Here is a 20,405-nt window from a genome sequence, read left to right on the forward strand (position 1 = left end):
TCGATTTCAGCATCTCATTGCCATGGCGATGCTCCTATATCAGAAGGCACTGATGACCCGTCGAACCGCCACTCCTGCAAAGCTTGCCCTCAAGAGAGGGCGTCCCTCGTCAACGGAGGTGGCGCTGATCGAGCAAGCCATACTTGGCACCGCCCGAGGCATGTTTCTGGTCGATGGGTTCGATGGCGTTTCTATGGAGAAGATTGCCGCGGCGACCGGCATAACCCGCACCACACTTTACGCCCGCTACGCGACCAAGGCGGATCTTTTCCGTGCGGTCGTGAGGGAAACGCTGGCCCGCTGGTATGCGGTTTCCCGAGTCAAATCCACCCATGGCGTTACCGATCTGAGAGAGGTTCTGCACCTACGCGTTGCCGACATGGCGTCTCTGTTGGTCGATCCCCTCTTCCGCGGACTTCATTCATTAATTCTTCTCAATCGCCATCGCTTTCCAGATCTCGCGCCACTGATGCACGAACTGGGTTATCTCAACGCAGTTCGGCTGCTGGCGGAGGATATTCGCGCCGCTGCGCACAGGGACGCGATCCCCGTGGAGCGACCAGAGGCGGTCGCGGAGCACATTCTCACATCGGTATATGGCTGGTTTTTACAGTATGACCTCGTTCGCAAGCTCTCCGCAAAAGATATCGAGACACATGGGAAGAAGATAGTGGATCTCATATTGTTCGCCCGCGAACAATGGTGATCCTGTCCCTCCGACTGGTTCGAACTGCTTCCATGATACAGGCGCTTTGATCCTATTCGCGTTAAAGGCTTTATGGCAACGCGAGCCCTCCATCCTCACATTAAGCCGCGGCATATCCGCAGCAGCGGCGCTCACGTAAAGCAGCACGAAAGCTCGATCAGAGCGCAGCATATGCTCTCCCCTGGAGGGGCGCTTGTCATTCGTTCGTAAGGCAAATTTGAAAAGGCACGCGGCGGCCAAGGTCCTCCCCATGGCTCAAAAAGTAAACAATAACGTTGCATTTAATAGAGCGAAGATCCATGGTCGGCTCATCAATTTCGGGGAAATTGCCCGTCAAGATGGGCTTGGCTTGCGAGTGGTGAAAATCTATGGATGACAAGATGTGGACGCGCCGTGAATTCTCCGCGATGGGGGGCGCGATGGGCGTGGCGGCTCTGACTTCTCCGGCCTGGGGCCGCACGCCCGACAATTTCATCGATATCGATATCCGAAAAGACGCCGGTCCTCTCGATCATATTTGGTCGCGCTGCATGGGCTCAGATCGCGCTGCCATCACTCTTCGGGAGCCATGGCGCAAGGACTTGGCGCGGTTCAAGAATGAGGCCGGTCTGCAACGCATCCGTTTTCACGGCATCTTCAATGACGAGATGGGGGTCGGCGCAAATGGTAATTTCCAGAACGTCGATGCCGTATATGATGGCCTGCTAGAACGTGGCGTCCAGCCGTTCGTCGAACTCAGTTTTATGCCCCGCTCGTTGGCAAGCGGAGCGAAGGAATTTGGCTTTTACCGCGCCAATGTAACTCCACCCTCATCGTTGGACAAATGGGCGGAACTCGTCGGAAAGTTCGTCCGCCATCTCGTTCAGCGCTATGGCGCCGAGGAAGTGCGACAATGGTATTTTGAGGTCTGGAACGAACCAAATCTGAAATCCTGGTTTTGGACTGGAACGCAGGAGGAATATTTCGCGCTTTATAAGGCAGCTGCTCAGGCAGTGAAGGCGGTCGATCCTTCTTTGAAGGTGGGGGGGCCTGCAACATCAGCAATACAGTGGATTCCGCAGTTCCTCCAATTCTGTGCACAGAATAATCTGCCGGTCGATTTCGTTTCGACCCATGTCTATCCCGGAGACGATCAGGCCTTGATTTTCGGGAAAGCAGGTCTGCATAAGGAGTATGATGTCGTGCCTGCCGCAGCCGCGCTGGCCCGGAAACAGATCGATGCCACCCGCTATAAGGGGACGGCATTGTGGATCAATGAATGGTCATCCGATAGTCCGGCCATGATCGCCCACGCCATCAAAGAGAGCCTCCCCCACTGCCAGGCTATGTGCCAGTGGCAGATCAGCGGCGAGTATGAAGAGAATATGGTTGCCAACTGGATCTTCAAGGAAGGTCAGAACGGTTGGGGCATGCTCGCCCGGGGGAGCGTGGCCAAGCCGGAATTCAACACTTACAAGCTGCTACATCGGCTTGGCGACCGCAGATTGGCTGCGAAGGGTCCTGCGCTGGCGTCGCGCACGCGGGACGGCGGGTGCGCGGCTTTGGTCTGGAACCTCGCAGACGTCCAGCAGGCCCCGGGCATCCCAGGCGCCAGCAGGGAGCGCCGGATCATCGGTGACCGCAAGACGCTAACCGTTCGGCTGCAGGGCGCCGCAGCCGCCCAAGCTGTCCAGGTCAGCTATGTCGATCAGGATCGCGGATCTCCTTATCCAGCTTGGCGCGCCATGGGATCGCCGCAATATCCCACCCGCGAGCAGTTAGATACCATTCGCAGGGCAGCGGAACTGGCGGCCCCCGAGAGGATGACGCTAGATGAGCATGCTCAGCTTACGCTCGACTTGCCGCCGGAGGGTGTAGCACTTATCGAGCTTGTCTGAGAGCCTGGGGCATCTGACGCTCCAGCCGTACTGGGCCTATCAACCCCGATGGCGGCACTGGCGTAGAGGCGGTATAGGGTGTGGCGCCGAAGGGCGTTCCGCCCGGCCCTACGGTGTCGAACACGCTGCGCGGCTGCTTGATGCCTAGGCTTGCCGCGTCCTCATGCGTGAAGGCGATCCGTTTCGTCACGCCGGGTTGACGGTCACCAACGACGCGATTGACCCACAAGTTGCTGACCCGAACCTCAATCTTGTTGCGCCCGGTCTTCAGCAGGTTGGTAACATCAACGCGGTATGGCGCCGTCCACACAATGCCCGCCGAACGGCCGTTGACCAGCACTTCGGCGACCACCTCAACCGTGCCGAGATCGAGTTGCAAGCGCCCGCCATCCTGCATCCAGGACCGCGGCACCCGAAGCGTCCGGCTATAGTTGGCAGTACCGGAAAAATACTTCACCCCAGGGTCAACGTCCTTGCTCAGGTCGCGCAACCGGCCGAGTTCGAGCTTTGCCGGTGCGCCTCGGTCGGGCGGGAACGCGATCGACCATTTATCAGACACATCAGCCAGCGGCTGAACGGTTGGGACTGGAAGCTGCTGGCTTTCCGGACCACCGTTGCGGAACATCACAAAGGTTGAGCCGAACGGGGCAAGCGGGATATCAACCAGAGTGCGGCCCTTCTCATACCGATAGCTTGCAGGTCGTGCCTGGCCGCTTACAGGATCCCAAATCTCTGCGGTCTTGCCCGTCACCCGGAAGGCGGCCACCACCGACTGCGCTTTGTTCTGGCTATTCGAGACGAAATAGATGTCGCGGTCAGGTGTCTGGCGATGCCTGAAACGGATTGCGCCGTCCGCCTGTCCGCCCACGATTTCGAAATCGGCCGTTACCCCTTCCGCTGCCAACGGAGCGGCAAGGCTATTCGTTGCGTAAACCTTACCCGCCCCTACCTTGTGAGCGCCAGATGCCATCGGCCAAAGCTCAGTTATGATGGCGCGGACCTGCTCCGGGTCGTCGCTGAGGCTTGGTGAGCCCTGGGGCCTGTCACCCACGAGGATCGCGCCGTCACGGACAAGAGCGCGCAGGCGTTCAAGCGTTGGCAAGGTGAGCCACCGCGTTTGGCCACTCATGTAAAGAAGCCGCCAGGACATGTCGTCCGGCGTAACGAGACGTCCGTCCTTCACCGCGATGCGAGTTTTGAGCGCATCGGCGTTCACATAATCATATTGCAACCCGTCCGGCACGGCAGGTGGATTTTCGCCGAAAAGCCCGGTGATCGAGGCGCCCTCGCCGTAGAAGATCGCCACGTCGTTCACCGCATGCCCCTGTTGCAACAGGTACGAGGCGCGACCCAGATAGCTGATCCAGGGGCCTGCCTGTTCCGCCCAGGTATCGTTGCGGTTGAACCAGTGGCCGAAGGGACCGAGCACCAGCCCCGGCGCCTTGCCGATCAGTGGCTGATGCACCGAACTGTGCAGGATGAACCGGTTGATGCCCGCAACCATCATCAGGTCGGCGTCCGGCTTCAACATGCGCGGCGCGATCGACCAGGGCGAGCCGCTGGCGGTCAGCGCTTCGGCGGCGACGATGTTCTGGCCCCAGATATTGGCGACGGAGGCGGATTCGCGGATGTCCGCGAAAGGGCCAGGCTGGAAGACACCGGGCGTCCGCTTGTGCCAGAATGCCGCCATCGGCACGTCCGCCGACGCCTTCATCTCCATCCCGTCACCCATGGCGGCGGGGCGGCCTTCATGCGATTCGCCGTAGCGGATCATGCCGACCTTGTGCAGTTGGGTAGTCAGGGTGTCGTAATGCTCGGTCTTCAGCAGGTCCTGCAGCGTGCGGCGGAAATCCCACAGGAAACGGTCGCTCCTTTCGGCGCTGTCCACCACATAGCCTGCCAACACCGGCAGAAACGGCGTGGCGTCGTAGCCACGCAGGCGCTGGAATTTTTCCAGAATGGCGGGCGTCCAGTTCGCTTCCCCCGCTTCCCAGCTGTCGAAGATCATGTTGGTGACGCCGCCAGCGCCCAACCGCCCGCCGCTCGCCTGACGATAGCGGTCAAGATATTGGGTAATGTAGCTGGTCACGTCCGCGCCGCTGAGCTTGTCCACCTCCAGCCCGGAACCGGAAGGCTGAGCCGGAGCGTTGCGTTGGCCGGTCAGGGAGTAGCCGATGCGCAGGACAGTCCATTCGCCCTTTGGCGGAGTCCAGTCCAAGGTGCCGTCGGGGCGCATGCGTGATGTGAGGTCGACGACCTCCCGCCCGCGGATCGCGCCCTGCCCGCCCGGGGTGGCCAGGGAGTAATAGTCGGACGACAGCGCGAAACCGGCCTTGGTTTCCCATGCGTTGACCATCGGGGCACCGCGCAGAACCAGCTCCGATACCAGCAGCTTGCCGCCGGGAGGCCCCGCCATGCTCGCGCCGCCAATCTTGGCTTTGGGACCCGCTCCTGCCGGAACCAGTACCCGGAACCAGCGGGCGGTCGTCGTCGGCACGGTCGCGGTCCGTTGCGGGCCTGCCGTTTCGATCATCCCGACCTGATTCCAGCTGCGGCCGTCATTGCTTGCTTCCAGCCGTGCACCCGACCCAAGGCCCGCACCGCCGCGACCTCCGAAATGGGCGTAGCCGCCGGTTGCGGTCGTGACCGCACGGACGGTGACGGCGCGACCATAGTCAAATCGCAGCCAGGCATCGCCATCGGGGCCGGGGGTCAGCTCCGTGCTTTTCACGACATCGCCGTCGCTCAACATCTGCGCGGTGAAGTTTCCACCGCTGGCGCTGACCGTGGGGGTGGGCAGCTTCGCGCCATTGGACGTGCGGAACGCCACCAGTTTCGCATCGCGGTAGAACGTCTTTACGCCAAGCCCGCTGGCATTGTTCTGAAACAGTCCTGCGGAACCCGGCGGTTGGACGAGCTGGCCGGTGAAGCGTCGTCCCCCGGTGACCTGGGTCTCGCTCCACACATATTTCTTCATGCCCTGTTCGGGTTTGACCCAAGGGCCGCCGCTCTCGCTCCAACCGGGCGAACCGGCGATCCCGATGTCGAAGCCTTTACGAATGCTTCGCTCCACGGCTTCGCCGAACATCGCCTTCCAGCCATCGCTCATGTAGGGAAGCGGCGTTTCCACCACGCGCGGGGCGCCCAAGTCCACGTCGAAAGCCTGATACCCGCCCAGGCCGATGCGCTCCATCCAGTCGAGGTCGGCGGCGATGCCGGCGGAACTGATCTGCCCACTGTTCCAGTGCCACCACACCCTGGGCTTGGCCGCTAGCGGCGGAGCGCGGAAACCATCAAGCAAGGTGTCCGACGCCATGGCCGCGTGAGATGTGGTGAAATACAGTGCCGCAGCGCAGGCAAGCTTCAACGCCTCTGAATTTGCCATCTTATTCTCCCTGCATCCTTAGCCGCGCACGCTCGCATTACTGCGCTGCCTCGCCAGATATTTCCAGAAGCAGGCCATACTCCACCGCCGGATTAATGCAACGTATCTGTATACTTATTTGCCAGCCTAGCCTATGTCACGGCGTATCTGACGTATCAGTGGGGTAGTCTTGTGGGAAGTTCAGTACGAAACGGGGCGGTATATAAGGCTCTGCACTGGGTAACGGCGAGCCTGTCCGTTATGGCGTTGGTCCCGTTCGTCCCGGCAGAGGCAGCAGGCAGGTCGCGCATGGCGACCTATGCAAATCCTGTTGATCTACCCTATCGTTACCAGACGCCCGTCAAGATCCCGCAAATCCAGCTCAAGCTCGGCGAAGCCTATCGGGAAGCGGCCGATCCCACGATCATCACATATAAAGGCCTGTACTACCTCTTCGCATCGCATTCGAAGGGCTATTGGCATTCGCCAGACCTCCAGCACTGGACTTTCGTGGAAGCGAGCGGCTACGCCGTGGACAAGTTCGCTCCGACCGTCGTCGTGATCCGGGACCGGATGTATTTGGCCACAAGCGAAAGTACGCGCCGCATCTGGACGACCGACGATCCAAAGTCCGGGCGCTGGTATGAAGCCGCCGTCATCGAACAGCGTTATGAGGACCCGGACATGTTCCTCGACGATGATGGCCGCCTGTACATGTACAGCGGTCTGGCATCGAAGGGCCCGCTGCGCGTGGATGAGCTCGATACCAGCACGTTCCTCGTCATCAGGACTGCGTACATCCCGCAGTCCCGCGACAAGGATGGCCGCGGGTGGGAGGTGCCGGGCGACAATAATGAAAAGCCCGGCGCGCCATCCTTCGTCGAAGGATCGTGGATGACCAAGCATGACGGCCGCTATTATCTGGAATATTCGGCGCCCGGCACCGAGTTCAAGACATATGCCAACGGCGTCCTGGTCGCCGACGATCCGATGGGGCCGTTCGTCTATCAGGACTATAGCCCCTTTGCCGTGAAGCCCACCGGCTTCATTACCGGCGCGGGGCATGGCAACACCTTCAAGGATGCGACGGGACGGTGGTGGCACGCAGGCACCATGACTATCTCGCAGCGCCATATTTTCGAACGGCGGCTGGGACTGTTCCCGGCCCGTTTTACACGGACGGGCGAAGTTCTGTCGGATACCTATCTGGGGGATTATCCACGTTACTTCAGCGGCAATCGTGACCTGACGGGATGGATGCTTCTTTCGCGCGGCAAGGCTGCCACCGCGTCCTCCACACTGGACGGTTTTCCGGTTGAAAACGCCGTCGATGAGGATTCGAGGACATTGTGGTCGGCGCGATCGGGCGGTGAAGAATGGTTCCAGATCGATCTGGGATCGAAAAAGCGCATCGAAGCGATTCAGATCAACTTTGCCGATCAGGGCAGCCAGGGCCGCGGGATCAGCCGGGATAGCTACCGCTATGTGCTAGAGCTGTCGGATGATGGCCAACGCTGGCGCACAGCTATCGACCACGCCCACGATGGACGTGACGCGCCGCATGACTATCAGGTGCTGCCCCAAGCGCAGAACGCCCGTTTCGTGCGGCTCCGCAATGTACAGGCGCCGGACGGCGGCAACTTCTCTCTCTACGACCTGCGCGTGTTCGGTAAAGGAACAGGCCGACGCCCTGGGCGCGTATCCGCAGTGAAGGCGAGCCGAAGCGCAGCGGACCCCCGGCGCGTGACGGTTACTTGGCAGGCGGCCCCCGGCGCCGAATTTCATATCGTTCGCGTCGGGCGTCGCCCCGATCTGATGAACCAAAATTTTCAGGTCTACGACGGGTTGACGTCGCTGGAGATTGGCAGCCTGAACCTTGGGAAGGGTTATTGCGTCGCCGTCGACGCGGTAAACGAAGTCGGCATTGCGCGCTCGACCTCTACTCGCTGTTTCGACTGACGTTACTGCGCGATGCAGGCGCTGCAGCAACCTGTGGCCAGCGAGGATCGGAAACGCATAATCTGGTCGCCGATTGGATCGCGTGGACGAACGGAATCCTACGTTCGCCGGACCTCTGCCGATCCAACTATGCCGGTTTTAGCAGCACGGCTTGGACGATCGCTTGTGGCCGTCAAGACCTTCAAATCGAGCAAGCCATTTGTCCAATCGCATGCGTCTGGACTTGATGGGGTGGTCATCTTCTGGCTCAATCAGTGAGTCCTGATCTTAATAAAGCAGTCTGGCAGTAGACACCCTATTTCTCACGTTCCGCCTTCTGCCGGGCGACCCGCGCGCCTTCAAGGAACAGGTCCACGGCATCAACGGCCCAGTCGCGCCGCTCCTGGCTATCAAGACCGCCCTCCCCCAGGGTCGCAGCACGAAGGGGGGTGCCGAGGACCATATCCTGGAGCATCAGCATGGCCCGTCGCGGGTCACTGCAGGCAAGTTCCCCAGCGCTCACGGCGTCGGCAATCAGCACGAACATCATTTCGCGTCCGGGAAAGCTGGCATCGTTGTCGGCCAGACGGGCGAGTTCGGGAAAACGCTTTGCCTCCCCCATGATGATCGCGGTCATCATCACCATCTTCGGGTCGAGCATCGCATCCAGCGCCTGTATGGCTACCGCGATCAGGCTGTTGCGCAGTGACAATCCTTTTGGAGCGGGCGTCGAGAAACGTTCGCGTAGCAATGCGTCGCTGACTGCGATGAACAATCGTTCCTTACTGCCAAAGCGCGCATGGACCGTTTGCTTGCTCGTTCCTGCCGCCGCCGCGATTGCCGCGATACTGGTCTTGCTAAAGCCCTGCTTGAGGAACGCAGCCTCAGCGGCGGCGAGGATCGCCTTGGTCAAACGCGCCGCCTCTGCGATGCCGGGTCGGCCTCCCCTACGAGCTGTGGGCTTTATGCCCGGCAAAGCTGAATTTGACCGGCTCATCTGATCGCCAATGGCATAAATAACGCGGGCCGGTAAAGCGGGCATGTCGCCCCGGACATGGGCAACTGGTGATTTACTTGACCATCGGACAAGTTTATCTTTATGGCCATGTTTGACTGTCATCACCAATCAGGTGCGGCAGCGCCCAGAGGATGGAGGCGAAAGATGGCAAGCCCGATGAACCCCGAAGCGGCCGGATTTATCCCGCCGGACCCTTGGGGGCTTCGCGCGCCCGCGCCGGTGCCGACGTCCGGCGGCGCGATCACCGATTGGGGACTTGCCATTGATGCCCCCCTCCAGATCGACGAACCCGACACGCATGCGTGGCAGGGCGAAGCCGATATGATTGTTGTCGGGCTGGGCGGAGCTGGAGTTGCGGCCGCGTTGGAAGGCCTTGAGCAGGGTCTCTCCGTAATCGCGCTCGACCTGTATGAGGGCGGCGGTTCGACCGCGGCCAATGGTGGTGTCTATTACGCTGGCGGTGGCACGTCCATACAGCAGGAGGCGGGCGTCGAGGACGACGCAAAGCTTATGGAGGATTATCTCCGGTTCGAGGTCGGCAATGTCGTCGCGCCCGATACGCTGCGCGATTTTTGCGAGACAAGCGCCGAGACATTCGAGTGGCTGCGCCGACATGGCGCGCCGTTCAGCGCCGCCCTATACTCTAAAAAGACATCCTATCCGCCGCTCGACAAGTTTCTCTACCACCCCGATAGCAGCCTTGCTGGACCGTTCCGCGATTTTACCCGACCGGCGGCGCGCGGGCATCGCACGGTGCATCGCAACGGCAAGAACCCCTTCGGTCTTGGCGTAGGCGTTTACGGGCCACTCAAAGCGGCGGCACTTGCGCGCGGGCTGGAATTCCATACTCACGCCGATGTGCGCCAGCTCGCGCTGGACAGGGCGGGCCGCGTCATCGGCGTTCGCGTCGAGCGGCTGGCCGATCCTGCCATCCGCGAACGACATTCGAAACTTGTGGCCAAGGCCAACAAATGGCTCTCCATGCTCCCATCGACGCTGCCGGGGGCACAGGTGACGGTGTCGATCGGCTACAGGCTCCTCCGTAAGGCGGATGCATTGGCGTCTGCTGCGCGAAGCAGCGTATGGCTGCGTGCCCGCAAGGGCGTGGTGCTGAGTGCAGGCGGCTTTATCTGCAACAAGGCGATGGTGCAGCATTTCGCCCCTCATGTCGCAGCGGCACTGCCGAACGGCACGCTCGGTGACAATGGCAGCGGCATCATGCTGGGCGTATCGGCAGGCGGGGAAACCGGGCTGATGGAGCGTGTGTCTGCCTGGCGCTTCCTCTCACCGCCGCAGGCGTGGGGGCGGGCCATGGTCGTCGATGGTGAAGGACGCCGCTATGTGAACGAGACATGGTATGGCGCGCGCATCGGCGACGGGATGGTCGAGCGACATGGCGGGCGCGCCTACATCATCATGGATCGCAAGCTATGGCGGCAGTCGCTCAAGGACGCATTCGGTGAAGGTGTGCTGACGTTCCAGCGAGATATCACCCTCATCAACGGCCTGTTCGGCGCGAGAAAGGGCGCGACGCCGGAGGCCTTGGCCAAAAAAATGGGCTTTTCACCGGCCCGCTTCGCGGAATCGTTGGCGGCCTATAACAGCGCCGCGCGCGGCGAGACCCCGGATGCGTTTCACAAGGCGCCCGAGGAAATGGCCGAACTGGCCACAGGCCCGTTCTATGCGGTAGACGCCTCGACCGACGCGCGGCTGTTTCCCTTGTCCTGCATGACGGTGGGCGGTCTGCGGGTGGATGAGGCCAGCGGCGCGGTGAAGGCATTGGCGGGCGGGGTCGTACCGGGGCTGTATGCCGCCGGGCGCACCGCCATCGGTATCTGCTCCAATCTTTATGTGAGCGGACTCAGCTTCGCCGATTGCATATATTCCGGTCGTCGGGCAGCGCGCGCCATCGCCGAAGATCACAGTAGCTAGAGTAACGAGGTGGCTGCGCCTATGCCAGCGCTTGCTCCAGTGATCACCGCAGTTTTGCCGCTCAGGCGTGCCATTCTCGCAACCTTTTCAGAAGTTGTAGAAACGTGCCGGATTGTCCACCAGGATGCGGTTGCGCACCGTTTCGTCCGGCACCCACTCGGCGAGCAGATCGAGCAGCCCGGATACCGTGGGCATCGGCCGCCATTGCGCGACGTGGGGCCAGTCCGAGCCCCAGACGCAACGATCGGGGGCAGCGAAGACCAGCGCCTGTGCGAAGGGGATGGAATCGCGATAGTCCGGCTGTTCCGACATGCGGAATGCGTCGGAAATCTTGACCCATCCGCCGTCGGCGACGAGTTGGACCAGCGTCTGGAAACCCGGATGATCGATGCCCGCTGTGTAAGGGATGTGCCCCATATGATCGATGATCCAGGGGCAGCGAAGACGGGCGATGCGCGGGGCGAGTTCTACAAGCTCGCAGCCGTCGAGCAGGAGCTGGAGATGCCAGCCCATCTTACAGGCTAGCGCATCGAACCGCTCCAGATCTTTGAACCCGATACCTCCGCCGTAGAGCCCCCCGCCATCGCGAATGAAATCATTGAGGCGCAGGCCGCGCACACCCGCCTCATGCGCCTCGGCATAGGCCCGTTCGGGCAGGTCGGCGGGCATCACGGCGACCCCGCGCAGCCGCTCGCGATGCGCGGCCAGCGTGTCGAAGAGCAGGCGGTTGTCCGTGCCATGCACACTGACCTGAATGAGGACGCCCTTGGCGAAACCCACGGCATCCAGCATCGCAAGATACGTCTCTGCGCTGGCGGGCGGCGGGGTGTAGGACCGCTCCGGCACCAGCGGATATTCGGGCGGCGCGCCGATGACATGGCAATGCGTGTCGATCGCGCCTGCGGGCATCACGAAGCAGGTTGGCGGACTCTGCTCAGATGGCGGGCCAGGGCAAGGACGCCGCTGGTTGATATCTGTCATATGGCTGCTCCATTCGTACGGTGGAGATAGTCCGGCCCAAGCTCATCGAGCGAGTTGGTGCCGAGCATCGCCATGTTCCGGTCGATCTCCGCACGGAGCAGCCCGATGGCGTGGCGCACCCCCGCTTCCCCATGAACCGCCGCGGCATAGAGGAAGGGACGGCCGATCAGCACCATGCGCGCACCGAGCGCAATGGCCTTCAATATGTCGCTGCCGCGCCGGAAGCCGCTGTCGATCAGGACGGGCATGTCACCTGCGGCGGCGACGGCGGCGGGCAAGGCGTCGAGCGTGCCGATGGCGCCATCGAGCTGCCGCCCGCCATGGTTCGACAGGATGATCGCGTCCGCGCCAACGCTGCGGGCCAGCCTTGCATCTTCGGCGTGAAGCAGCCCCTTTATGACCAGATTGCCGCGCCAGCGGTCCCGAATATATCTGATGCCGTCCCAGGTCAGCCGGTCGCGCTGTCCGAAACTGCGCTCGGCATTGCGGGCGATCACGGGCGCGCCGCGTGTCGCGCTGGAATTTTCGAACGCTGGCATGCCGTGGCGGATCAAGGTCGGTGCAAAGGTCCCGAGCAGCCAACGTGGGTGCAACAGGCCATCCAGCGCCAGCCGAAGCGAGGGTTTGATCGGCGTGGAGAAACGTTCGCGGATCAAATTTTCGCGATTGCCCAGCACCGGCACATCGACGGAAATGACGAGCGTTCCGAAACCTGCCGCCGCAACCCGGTCGATCACGCCGTCGATCCAGTCGCGGTCAGCAGGAAGATAGGCCTGGAACCAGCAGGAGGGCGAAACGGCGCGCACCTCCTCAAGCCGGATGAGCGATGTTGCGCTGAGCAGCATCGGCACATTTTCGGCATGGGCGGCACGTGCGAGAGCAATGTCTCCGCGCATGGCGACCAGCGCGGACAGCCCCATCGGAGCTATGCCGAACGGGGAAGACCAGTTCTCACCGAACAAGGAGGCGTGCTGGCTGCGGCCCGCCATGTCCCGCAAAGCGCGCGGGACGAAAGTGACGCGGCGCATCGCTTCCCGATTGGCCGATACGGTCAGATTATCCTCACATGCCCCCGCGACATAGCCGAACAACGGGCGTGGCAGATGCGCGTACGCAAGGGCTTCATAGTCGCCAAGCGAAAGGACGCCTGCTGCCTTTCGCTTCATCCGGGCCGATGGCTCGGCTTGCCGCCTATTCAACCCTGATCCTCCCCATATTCTCATGTTCCTGCGTCGCGGCAAAATAGCTCCACAGTGGCGTTCATAGTCATAGAACAGCTATCGCCACCTATGCCGGATCGATATGTCCGAACCGCGCTGGCACCAGAAAATCAATATTGCAGCTGCGCCTTCCAGACGCCGCTATCCACCAGATGCTTGATCTCTTCGCGCACCAGCCGAACGATGATTTGCGTTGAACGGGTCAACTGCTCCTCTCGGGGCATGCCGAGCACCAGCTGGCGAACAACGGGCGGATTACCGATCGGTGCGTAGCGCAGGATGCCAGCGTCGACTTCCCGGTTCAAGGATGAGAGCGGCAACACAGTGTAGCCGAGACCAAACTCAACCAGCTCTTTGAGCACCAGGAACGAGTCTGCTTCAAATCGAACATTGAGTGGCACGCCGACCTTGCGCGCCGCGGCCTCCACGATCAGGCGAAGGCCGTGCGACTGGCTAGGCAGCACGATGGGGAGCTTGACGAGTTCCTGTACAGGGATTCGCGTCGCGGGATCGAGGTCGGAGGAAGACGGGCCTACGAGCACCAACTCCTCATACAGCATTTCCGCGACGTTCATCTGGAAATCCGAAGCCGGGCCGTACAGAAGCGCGACGTCGATCTCCCCCCGTTGCAGCCAGTCGATGAGGTGCCCTGCATAGCCCTCGACGATCCGCAGCGATATATTGGGCGCCTGCTCCGCGACACGGCGGGCAAGCCGCCCGGCCAGAATATAGCTGACCGTAGGCGGAACGCCGAGGGCGATCTGGCCGCCCCCCTCCGCCGATCGGTTCCGTATATCGTCAAAGGCCTGCCGGACCTGCCGCACCGGCCCCGCGATATGCTGGCGCAATTCCTCACCGGCCGGGGTGAGCTGCATGCCCCGGCGGTGGCGGTAGAAAAGCGGCGTGCCAGCCTCTTCCTCCAGGATGCGCATCTGGCGGCTGAGGGCAGGCTGGGCAATCCGCATCCTGTCAGCTGCCCGGCTGAGTGATCCGAGTTCAGCGATTTTCAGGAAATGTTCAAGCCGCCGGAAGTCCACCTGCTCACACCCTTTTTATCATGCCTAACCGACATAGCTGGACGCGTAGATTGTTCCTATTGGTTTAGCAAATCCGGCAATAGGCTTTGCGAAATCCACTTCGAGGACCGCATGTCAGCCATTAGCGAGACGGAAACAGGGGCGCACGCCGACTCCCCCTGGGCACCCATAATCTTCGACGCCTTGCAGCAGGCGAATGTTCGGCAGGTCAGTTATGTTCCGGACGCAGGCCATGCGCGCCTGATCCGCATGTGCAGCGCCTCCGAAACCATGAAGACCATCGTACTCACCACCGAGGAAGAGGGCATCGCTCTTTGCACCGGGGCCTGGCTGGGCGGGGAGCGCAGCGCTCTCCTCATGCAGTCGAGCGGCGTTGGCAACTGCATCAACATGCTCTCGCTGCTGGCGAGCTGCCGTGTGCCGTTCCTGACCATCGTCACGATGCGCGGCGAGTTTCAGGAGTTCAATCCGTGGCAGGTCTCGATGGGCCGGGCGACACCGGCCGCGCTAGAGATCATGGGCGTCACCACCATCCGCATCGACCGGCTGGAAGACCTCGCGCCCATGATGGCTTCCGCCGCTACCATGGCGTTTGAAAGCGATCAGCCGATCGCGATCCTGTTGTCGCAAAGCATGCTGGGAGCCAAGAAATGGCTGAAGTGAACCGTCTCCACCGCCGCCCGGCGGTCGCGGCCTTGCTCTTCGATCGCAAGGATATGCTGGTCGTCACGGGCCTAGGTTCGCCGACCTACGATGTCTTTGCAGCGGGCGACCATCCCGGCAACTTCTACCTCTGGGGTGCCATGGGGGGCGCGGCGCTGACCGGGCTAGGCCTGGCTCTCGCGCAACCCGACCGCCCGGTGACGGTGGTCACAGGCGACGGCGAGCAGTTGATGGGCATTGGCGGCCTTGCCACCATCGCTGTGCAGCGTCCAAAGAACCTGTCGATCGTCGTGCTGGACAACGGCCATTATGGCGAGACGGGCGGCCAGATGAGCCATGCGGGCGCAGGCATCAACCTGGCCGAACTGGCGCGCGTCTGCGGCTTCACCGAATGTTTCGAGATCACGGACGAGGCTGGCATTGCCCGGGCGCGTGAAGCGATCGGCACCATCGGCGAAGGGCCGCGCTTGATCGTCATCCGCATTGTCCATGAAGAAACGCCGCGTGCCCTGCCCGCGCGCGACGGTGTATGGCTGAAGGCGCGCATGCGGGAGCATCTAGGCTTTGGGCCAAACTGAAGCAGCAGCCCACGTCGGCTTGGGGAGAATATGTGATGGCTGATGATCTGGTCCGGTTCCGCAATCTGCTGGCGGGTAGCGTGCGCGACGCAACGGGCGGCGAATGGCTTGAGAGCCTTGATCCTGCGACGGGTGAGGCATGGGCGCTTATCCCCCGTTGCACCTCTGCCGACGTCGATTCAGCGGTGGAGGCGGCACGCACCGCCTTCCGTTCGCCCGAGTGGCGCGGCCTCACCGCAACCGCGCGCGGCGCCCTGCTCTACCGCTTTGCCGACAGACTGGCTGAAGAAACCGAGCGGCTGGCGCAGCTCGAAACGCACGACAATGGCAAGCTGATCGCGGAAATGCGCGCGCAGCTTGGCTATCTCCCCGCCTACTACCGCTATTTTGCTGGCCTGGCGGACAAGATTGAGGGCCATGTCCTGCCCATCGACAAGCCGTCGATGCATGCCTTCACCCGCCGCGAGCCGCTAGGCGTGATCGCCTGCATCACGCCGTGGAACTCACCGCTTTTGCTGCTTGCGTGGAAGCTGGCGCCGTTGCTGGCGGCAGGCAATACGGCTGTCATCAAGCCGTCCGAACATGCCTCCTGCTCCACCCTCGCCTTTGTCGAGCTGTTCGAACGCGCGGGGTTCCCGGCGGGCGTGGTCAATACCGTGACCGGCCTGCCCCAGGAGTGCGGCGAGCCCTTGGTCAAGCATCCCGACATTGCCAAGATCGCCTTCACCGGAGGCGAGCCCGGCGGCATTGCGGTCTATCGCTCCGCTGCCGAAAACCTGAAGAAGGTTACGCTGGAACTGGGCGGCAAGTCGCCCAACATCATCTTCGGCGATGCGGACCTTGAACGCGCAGTCTATGGCGCGGTGTCCGGCATATTCGCGGCGTCGGGCCAAACCTGCATCGCGGGATCGCGCCTGCTCGTGCAGCGCGACGTCCATGACGAGGTGGTGGAGCGCCTGATCGCCTTGGCAGGCACGGCCCGTATCGGCGATCCGAAGCTTGCCGATACGCAGGTCGGGCCGGTGACGACCCTCGCCCAGCGAGGCAAGGTGCTCGATCATATCGCAAGCGCGCGCCAGTCAGGCGCCGAATGCGTGCTGGGCGGCGGCCAACCCACCGTTGCAGGCTTGGAGGGTGGCTGGTTCGTGCAGCCCACCATCTTCACCGGCGTCACCAACCAGATGCCGATCGCGCGCGAGGAAGTGTTCGGGCCGGTTCTCGCCATCATCCCGTTCGATCATGAAGAAGAGGCGCTGTCGATCGCGAATGACAGCCCTTATGGCCTCGCCGCTGGTGTATGGACGCAAGATATTGGCCGCGCCATCCGCATGTCGGAACGGGTCGAAGCAGGCACCGTCTGGGTCAACACCTATCGCGCCGTCAGTTTCATGGCGCCCTTCGGCGGCATGAAGCGCAGCGGCATCGGGCGCGAAAACGGGCAGGAGGCGATGGACGAATATCTCCAGACCAAGAGCGTGTGGATCGACCTTGGCTCGCCCGTGTCAAACCCCTTCGTCATCCGCTGAGATGATGAAAATCACGGAAGCCTTGGCGAACTTTTGTGCCACCGTTTCGATTTCTTCCCTCCCGCCAGAAGTTGTCGAGCGCACCCCCCTCCTCCTGCTCGACCTCATCGGTGGCATCGCGCGCGCGATGAGGCGGCAGTGGCTCCACCTTTGCTCGCAACGGTGGCCGCAATGGGCATGAGCAATGGCACCGCGCGAGTGTTTGGTGATGCGGCGGGCTATGCTCCGGCGGGCGCAGCGTTGCTCAATGGCGCACTCGGGAACGACAAGGCGGACGCGCTCGCCACGGCTGCACTTGATCTCGCCTCTCTGCCGGACGTTGGAAAGCTCACGACTCTGACGGCATAAGGTGAGGCTAGCGGGTTTCCACTCGCGCCTGCATCGCCAGCCCACCCGCATGATCAACAGCGGCCAAGTCGCGCCCCGACAACCCCAGCGTGAACGGCTCGCCCGCGAAGATCGGCCGCTGCGCACGGAAGGAGAAGCTTGCAACCTGCGCGGCTGGAGCGTGGCGGAGGAAATGGTCCATCAGCAAGGTCGCAATGAAGGGGCCATGGACGACCAGCCCCGGATAGCCTTCGACATCCCGAGTGTAGGGCAGGTCATAATGAATGCGGTGCGCATTGAAGGTGAGAGCGGAGAAGCGGAAAAGCTGCACAGGATCGATCGTGACAACACGCGTTACGGGCGGCGCAGGAGTCACCGTTTCGGGCGGAAGAGGAGCCCCATTCCGCCCGGCTTCGCGATAAACGATGTCCTGCTCTTCCTCGACGCAGACTTGGCCGTCCACCTTTAACAGGTGACGCAAGGTGGCGAAGCGCATCCGCCCCGATCGCCCTTGCTTGTCGTTGACCGCAATCGGGCTGGTCTCCCGCTCCACTTCTCTGCCGAGCAAGATCGGCGCAAGGAAGCGGACACGGCTGCCCGCCCACATCCGGCGCGGCAGGCCATCATCCTCCCGCAGCGGATGACCGTCCGGCCCGATACCGGACTGCCGCGTATCAGGCGGAAACAGCAGCCAATGGGCGAGCGGCGGCAATTCTCCCGCCCGCCACGGCGGCGTCTCATGATCGAGCAGCGCGGCAAGCAAATGTGCCTGACGGGCGGCGGCTACGTCCCTGCGATGTTCCACCACTTCGCTCACAGGAACTCCGCGCGGATCGCTTCATCATCGCCACCCAATGCCGGAACCGGCAGCGCCACCGCTTCCTCCCCATCCCATCTTATGGGCGAGGCTGGCAAGGCGACTGGCCCCGTCGGCGTTTCGGCGGTAACGCGGCGAAGCTGGCTGTGCCGCGACAGGCCGTCGACGCCGTTCAACCGCGCCCACGCGGTGCCAGCCGCTTCCAGCCGGGCGATCAGCGCGTCGGGCATTTCGGCTGCAAAAACACGGCCGACCAGCGCATCCAGCTCAGGGCGATTGGCGCAGCGCAGCGTGTTGGACGCATAGCGCGGGTCAGTCGCAAGGCTCGCGTCGCCGAGTACCGTGGCGCAGAATTTCGCCCATTCCCGCTCATTCTGGATCGACACGACAATCTGCGATCCGTCCGCCGTCGCAAAGGCGCCATAGGGAGCAATCGAGGGATGCTTCAGCCCGGCGCGAGATGGTGCCTTGCCGCCATAATCATAGTGCAGCAGCGGCACCGTCATCCAGTCGGCCAGCCCGTCGAACAGCGATACGGCTATGCCACGCCCCTTGCCCGTCTGCCCCCGTTCGATCAGCGCCTGAAGGATCGCGGCATGCGCGTTCATCCCGCAGGCGATATCGGCGACGGAAACCCCCACGCGCGCGGGATCGTCGGCCGTGCCGGTGATGCTCGCCAGCCCGGCTTCGCACTGGATCAGGAAGTCATAGGCCTTCATCCCCGCCGCTTCGCCGCTCTCGCCATAGCCGGTGATGTCGCAAGTGATGAGGCGCGGATAGCGGGCGCGCAGATCAGCCGATCCGAACCCCGACCGTGCCGCCGCACCGGGCGCAAGATTCTGGACGAACACGTCCGCCTTCGACAGCATCCGTTCCACCAGCGCCGCGTCGGCCGGGTCTTTCAGGTCGATGCAAAGCGATTGTTTGCCGCGATTGAGCCAGACGAAATAGGCGCTTTCGCCATGGACGACGGAATCGTAGCCGCGTGCGAAATCACCCTCCGCCCGCTCCAGCTTGATGACCCGCGCTCCCGCTTCGGCAAGACGGCTGGTGCATAGCGGCGCGGCCACCGCCTGCTCGAGCGAGACGACCAACAGGCCTTCGAGCACCTTTCCCATCAGAAGCTCTTCGGCAGGCCCAGCACATGCGTCGCCACATGGCTGAGGATCAGGTTCGTCGAGATCGGCGCGACCTGATAAAGGCGCGTTTCGCGGAACTTGCGTTCAATGTCATATTCTTCCGCGAAGCCGAATCCGCCATGGGTCTGGACGCACATGTCGGCGGCAAACCAGGATGCTTCGGACGCCAGCATCTTAGCCATGTTCGCCTCCGTGCCCGGCTGCACGCCCGCATCGAACAGCGCTGCCGCTTTATCCACCACGGCAGCGGCGGCGGTCGTCTGCACATAGGCGCGCGCGATGGGAAACTGGATACCCTGGTTCTGGCCGATGGGACGACCAAACACCGACCTGTCCTTCGCATAAGCGCTGGCGCGATCGATAAAGAAGCGCGCGTCGCCGATACATTCGGACGCGATCAGGATGCGTTCGGCGTTCATGCCCGACAGGATGTAGCGGAAGCCCTTTCCTTCCTCGCCGATCAAATTCTCCGCTGGCACCCGCAGATCGTCGAAGAACAGCTCCGTAGTCGCATGGTTCAGCATCGTCCGGATCGGCCGGATGGTGAGGCCATTGCCCACCGCCTCGCGCATGTCGACCAGCAGCACGCTGATCCCGTCGGTGGGTTTGGCGCATTCCTCGCGCGGCGTCGTGCGCACCAGCAGGACCATGAGATCGGAATGTTCAGCGCGGCTGATCCAGATCTTCTGCCCGTTGACGACATAGTCATCGCCGTCTCGCTTGGCGAATGTCCGAATGCGGGTGGTATCAGTGCCGCTCGTCGGCTCGGTGACGCCGAATGCCTGTAGGCGCAGTTCCCCCGACGCGATCTTGGGCAAATAGCGCGCCTTCTGCTCCTCCGACCCATGCCGCAGGACGGTGCCCATCGTGTACATTTGCGCGTGCGCCGCACCGCCATTGCAGCCTGAGCGATGCACCTCTTCCAGTACCGCCGTCGCCGCAGCCAGCCCAAGCCCCGAGCCGCCATATTCTTCCGGGATGAGGACAGATAGCCAACCCTCGCTGGCCAGCGCGGTCACGAACTCCGTGGGATAGCGCCGCTCAGCATCCAGCTCCTGCCAATAGGCTCCGGGGAACCGCGCACAAAGACGGCGGATGCCATCACGAATGTCTGAAAACGTCTCTTCCTGTGCGGCAGTGCCCATTTCAATCCCGATAAATGCGATTTTGTAAGACACTATCTGCCATCGGCCTACGCCGAAAAGTACAGAAATCGCACTGAGCTATGCAAAGCCTGTATGCGAAAGCGGATAAACGACGACCAACTTACGGAAGCCACCTT

Annotated in this window: 16 protein-coding genes; 8 read left to right on the top strand and 8 right to left on the bottom strand. The window is 62.3% G+C overall.

The window, feature by feature from the left end:
- Positions 1–52 precede the first annotated feature (52 nt).
- Both ACYU81_RS14705 and ACYU81_RS14710 read left to right on the top strand, forming a co-directional pair.
- Positions 53–706 (top strand): TetR/AcrR family transcriptional regulator, encoded by a 654-nt coding sequence (locus tag ACYU81_RS14705; RefSeq protein ID WP_460988368.1) that lies wholly within the window; start codon positions 53–55, stop codon positions 704–706.
- Between the two features lie 368 nt (positions 707–1,074).
- Positions 1,075–2,583, top strand: a complete 1,509-nt coding sequence (locus ACYU81_RS14710; protein ID WP_460988369.1) for a GH39 family glycosyl hydrolase — start codon at positions 1,075–1,077, stop codon at positions 2,581–2,583.
- On the opposite strand, the gene ACYU81_RS14715 is transcribed toward ACYU81_RS14710, so the two are convergent.
- Positions 2,567–5,968 carry a glycosyl hydrolase gene (locus ACYU81_RS14715; protein ID WP_460988371.1) on the bottom strand — a complete coding sequence of 1,134 codons (3,402 nt, stop codon included), beginning with the start codon at positions 5,966–5,968 and terminating at the stop codon, positions 2,567–2,569. The genes ACYU81_RS14710 and ACYU81_RS14715 overlap by 17 nt on opposite strands.
- A gap of 288 nt (positions 5,969–6,256) precedes the next feature.
- Here ACYU81_RS14715 and ACYU81_RS14720 point away from each other — a divergent pair, with 288 nt between their 5' ends.
- Positions 6,257–7,906 (top strand): family 43 glycosylhydrolase, encoded by a 1,650-nt coding sequence (locus tag ACYU81_RS14720; RefSeq protein WP_460988372.1) that lies wholly within the window; start codon positions 6,257–6,259, stop codon positions 7,904–7,906.
- A gap of 295 nt (positions 7,907–8,201) precedes the next feature.
- Here ACYU81_RS14720 and ACYU81_RS14725 read toward each other — a convergent pair whose 3' ends face one another.
- The gene (locus ACYU81_RS14725) at positions 8,202–8,798 is read right to left on the bottom strand and encodes a TetR/AcrR family transcriptional regulator C-terminal domain-containing protein (protein ID WP_460988373.1); all 597 of its coding nucleotides are present in this window, start codon (positions 8,796–8,798) and stop codon (positions 8,202–8,204) included.
- Between the two features lie 249 nt (positions 8,799–9,047).
- Here ACYU81_RS14725 and ACYU81_RS14730 point away from each other — a divergent pair, with 249 nt between their 5' ends.
- Positions 9,048–10,835: an FAD-binding protein gene (locus ACYU81_RS14730; RefSeq protein WP_460988375.1), complete on the top strand. Its 1,788-nt coding sequence runs from the start codon at positions 9,048–9,050 to the stop codon at positions 10,833–10,835.
- An 87-nt stretch (positions 10,836–10,922) separates the two neighbouring features.
- Here the strand turns inward: ACYU81_RS14730 and ACYU81_RS14735 are convergent, their stop codons facing one another.
- The 3 genes from ACYU81_RS14735 to ACYU81_RS14745 form a co-directional block, all read right to left on the bottom strand.
- Positions 10,923–11,816, bottom strand: a complete 894-nt coding sequence (locus ACYU81_RS14735) for an amidohydrolase family protein (protein ID WP_460988376.1) — start codon at positions 11,814–11,816, stop codon at positions 10,923–10,925.
- Entirely contained in the window at positions 11,813–12,982 is a 1,170-nt protein-coding gene (locus ACYU81_RS14740) for an alpha-hydroxy acid oxidase (protein WP_460988377.1), read from the bottom strand. Before ACYU81_RS14740 ends, ACYU81_RS14735 begins: the two co-directional genes overlap by 4 nt.
- Before the next feature lie 164 nt (positions 12,983–13,146).
- On the bottom strand, positions 13,147–14,073 hold the full coding sequence (locus ACYU81_RS14745) for a LysR substrate-binding domain-containing protein (RefSeq protein ID WP_460988378.1): 927 nt from the start codon (positions 14,071–14,073) through the stop codon (positions 13,147–13,149).
- 111 nt (positions 14,074–14,184) lie between these two features.
- Between ACYU81_RS14745 and ACYU81_RS14750 the strand changes: the two genes are divergently transcribed.
- The 4 genes from ACYU81_RS14750 (at position 14,185) to ACYU81_RS14765 (ending at position 17,188) form a co-directional block, all read left to right on the top strand.
- Positions 14,185–14,736 (top strand): hypothetical protein, encoded by a 552-nt coding sequence (locus ACYU81_RS14750; protein WP_460988379.1) that lies wholly within the window; start codon positions 14,185–14,187, stop codon positions 14,734–14,736.
- The gene (locus ACYU81_RS14755) at positions 14,724–15,314 is read left to right on the top strand and encodes a thiamine pyrophosphate-dependent enzyme (RefSeq protein ID WP_460988380.1); all 591 of its coding nucleotides are present in this window, start codon (positions 14,724–14,726) and stop codon (positions 15,312–15,314) included. Before ACYU81_RS14750 ends, ACYU81_RS14755 begins: the two co-directional genes overlap by 13 nt.
- 35 nt (positions 15,315–15,349) lie before the next feature.
- Entirely contained in the window at positions 15,350–16,840 is a 1,491-nt protein-coding gene (locus ACYU81_RS14760; RefSeq protein WP_460988381.1) for an aldehyde dehydrogenase, read from the top strand.
- Between the two features lie 138 nt (positions 16,841–16,978).
- Complete coding sequence (locus ACYU81_RS14765; protein WP_449469122.1) at positions 16,979–17,188, top strand: hypothetical protein; 210 nt, start codon at positions 16,979–16,981, stop codon at positions 17,186–17,188.
- Between the two features lie 7 nt (positions 17,189–17,195).
- On the opposite strand, the gene ACYU81_RS14770 is transcribed toward ACYU81_RS14765, so the two are convergent.
- From ACYU81_RS14770 to ACYU81_RS14780, 3 genes are read right to left on the bottom strand one after another with little or no spacing between them, the layout of a single operon-like run.
- The gene (locus ACYU81_RS14770; protein ID WP_460988382.1) at positions 17,196–17,984 is read right to left on the bottom strand and encodes an HTD2 family dehydratase; all 789 of its coding nucleotides are present in this window, start codon (positions 17,982–17,984) and stop codon (positions 17,196–17,198) included.
- Positions 17,981–19,102 (bottom strand): CaiB/BaiF CoA transferase family protein, encoded by a 1,122-nt coding sequence (locus tag ACYU81_RS14775; protein WP_460988383.1) that lies wholly within the window; start codon positions 19,100–19,102, stop codon positions 17,981–17,983. Before ACYU81_RS14775 ends, ACYU81_RS14770 begins: the two co-directional genes overlap by 4 nt.
- Positions 19,102–20,268: an acyl-CoA dehydrogenase family protein gene (locus tag ACYU81_RS14780; protein WP_460989110.1), complete on the bottom strand. Its 1,167-nt coding sequence runs from the start codon at positions 20,266–20,268 to the stop codon at positions 19,102–19,104. The genes ACYU81_RS14775 and ACYU81_RS14780 overlap by 1 nt, the downstream gene beginning before the upstream one ends.
- Between the last annotated feature and the right edge of the window lie 137 nt (positions 20,269–20,405).

Source organism: Sphingobium sp. TomTYG75 (assembly GCF_054771635.1).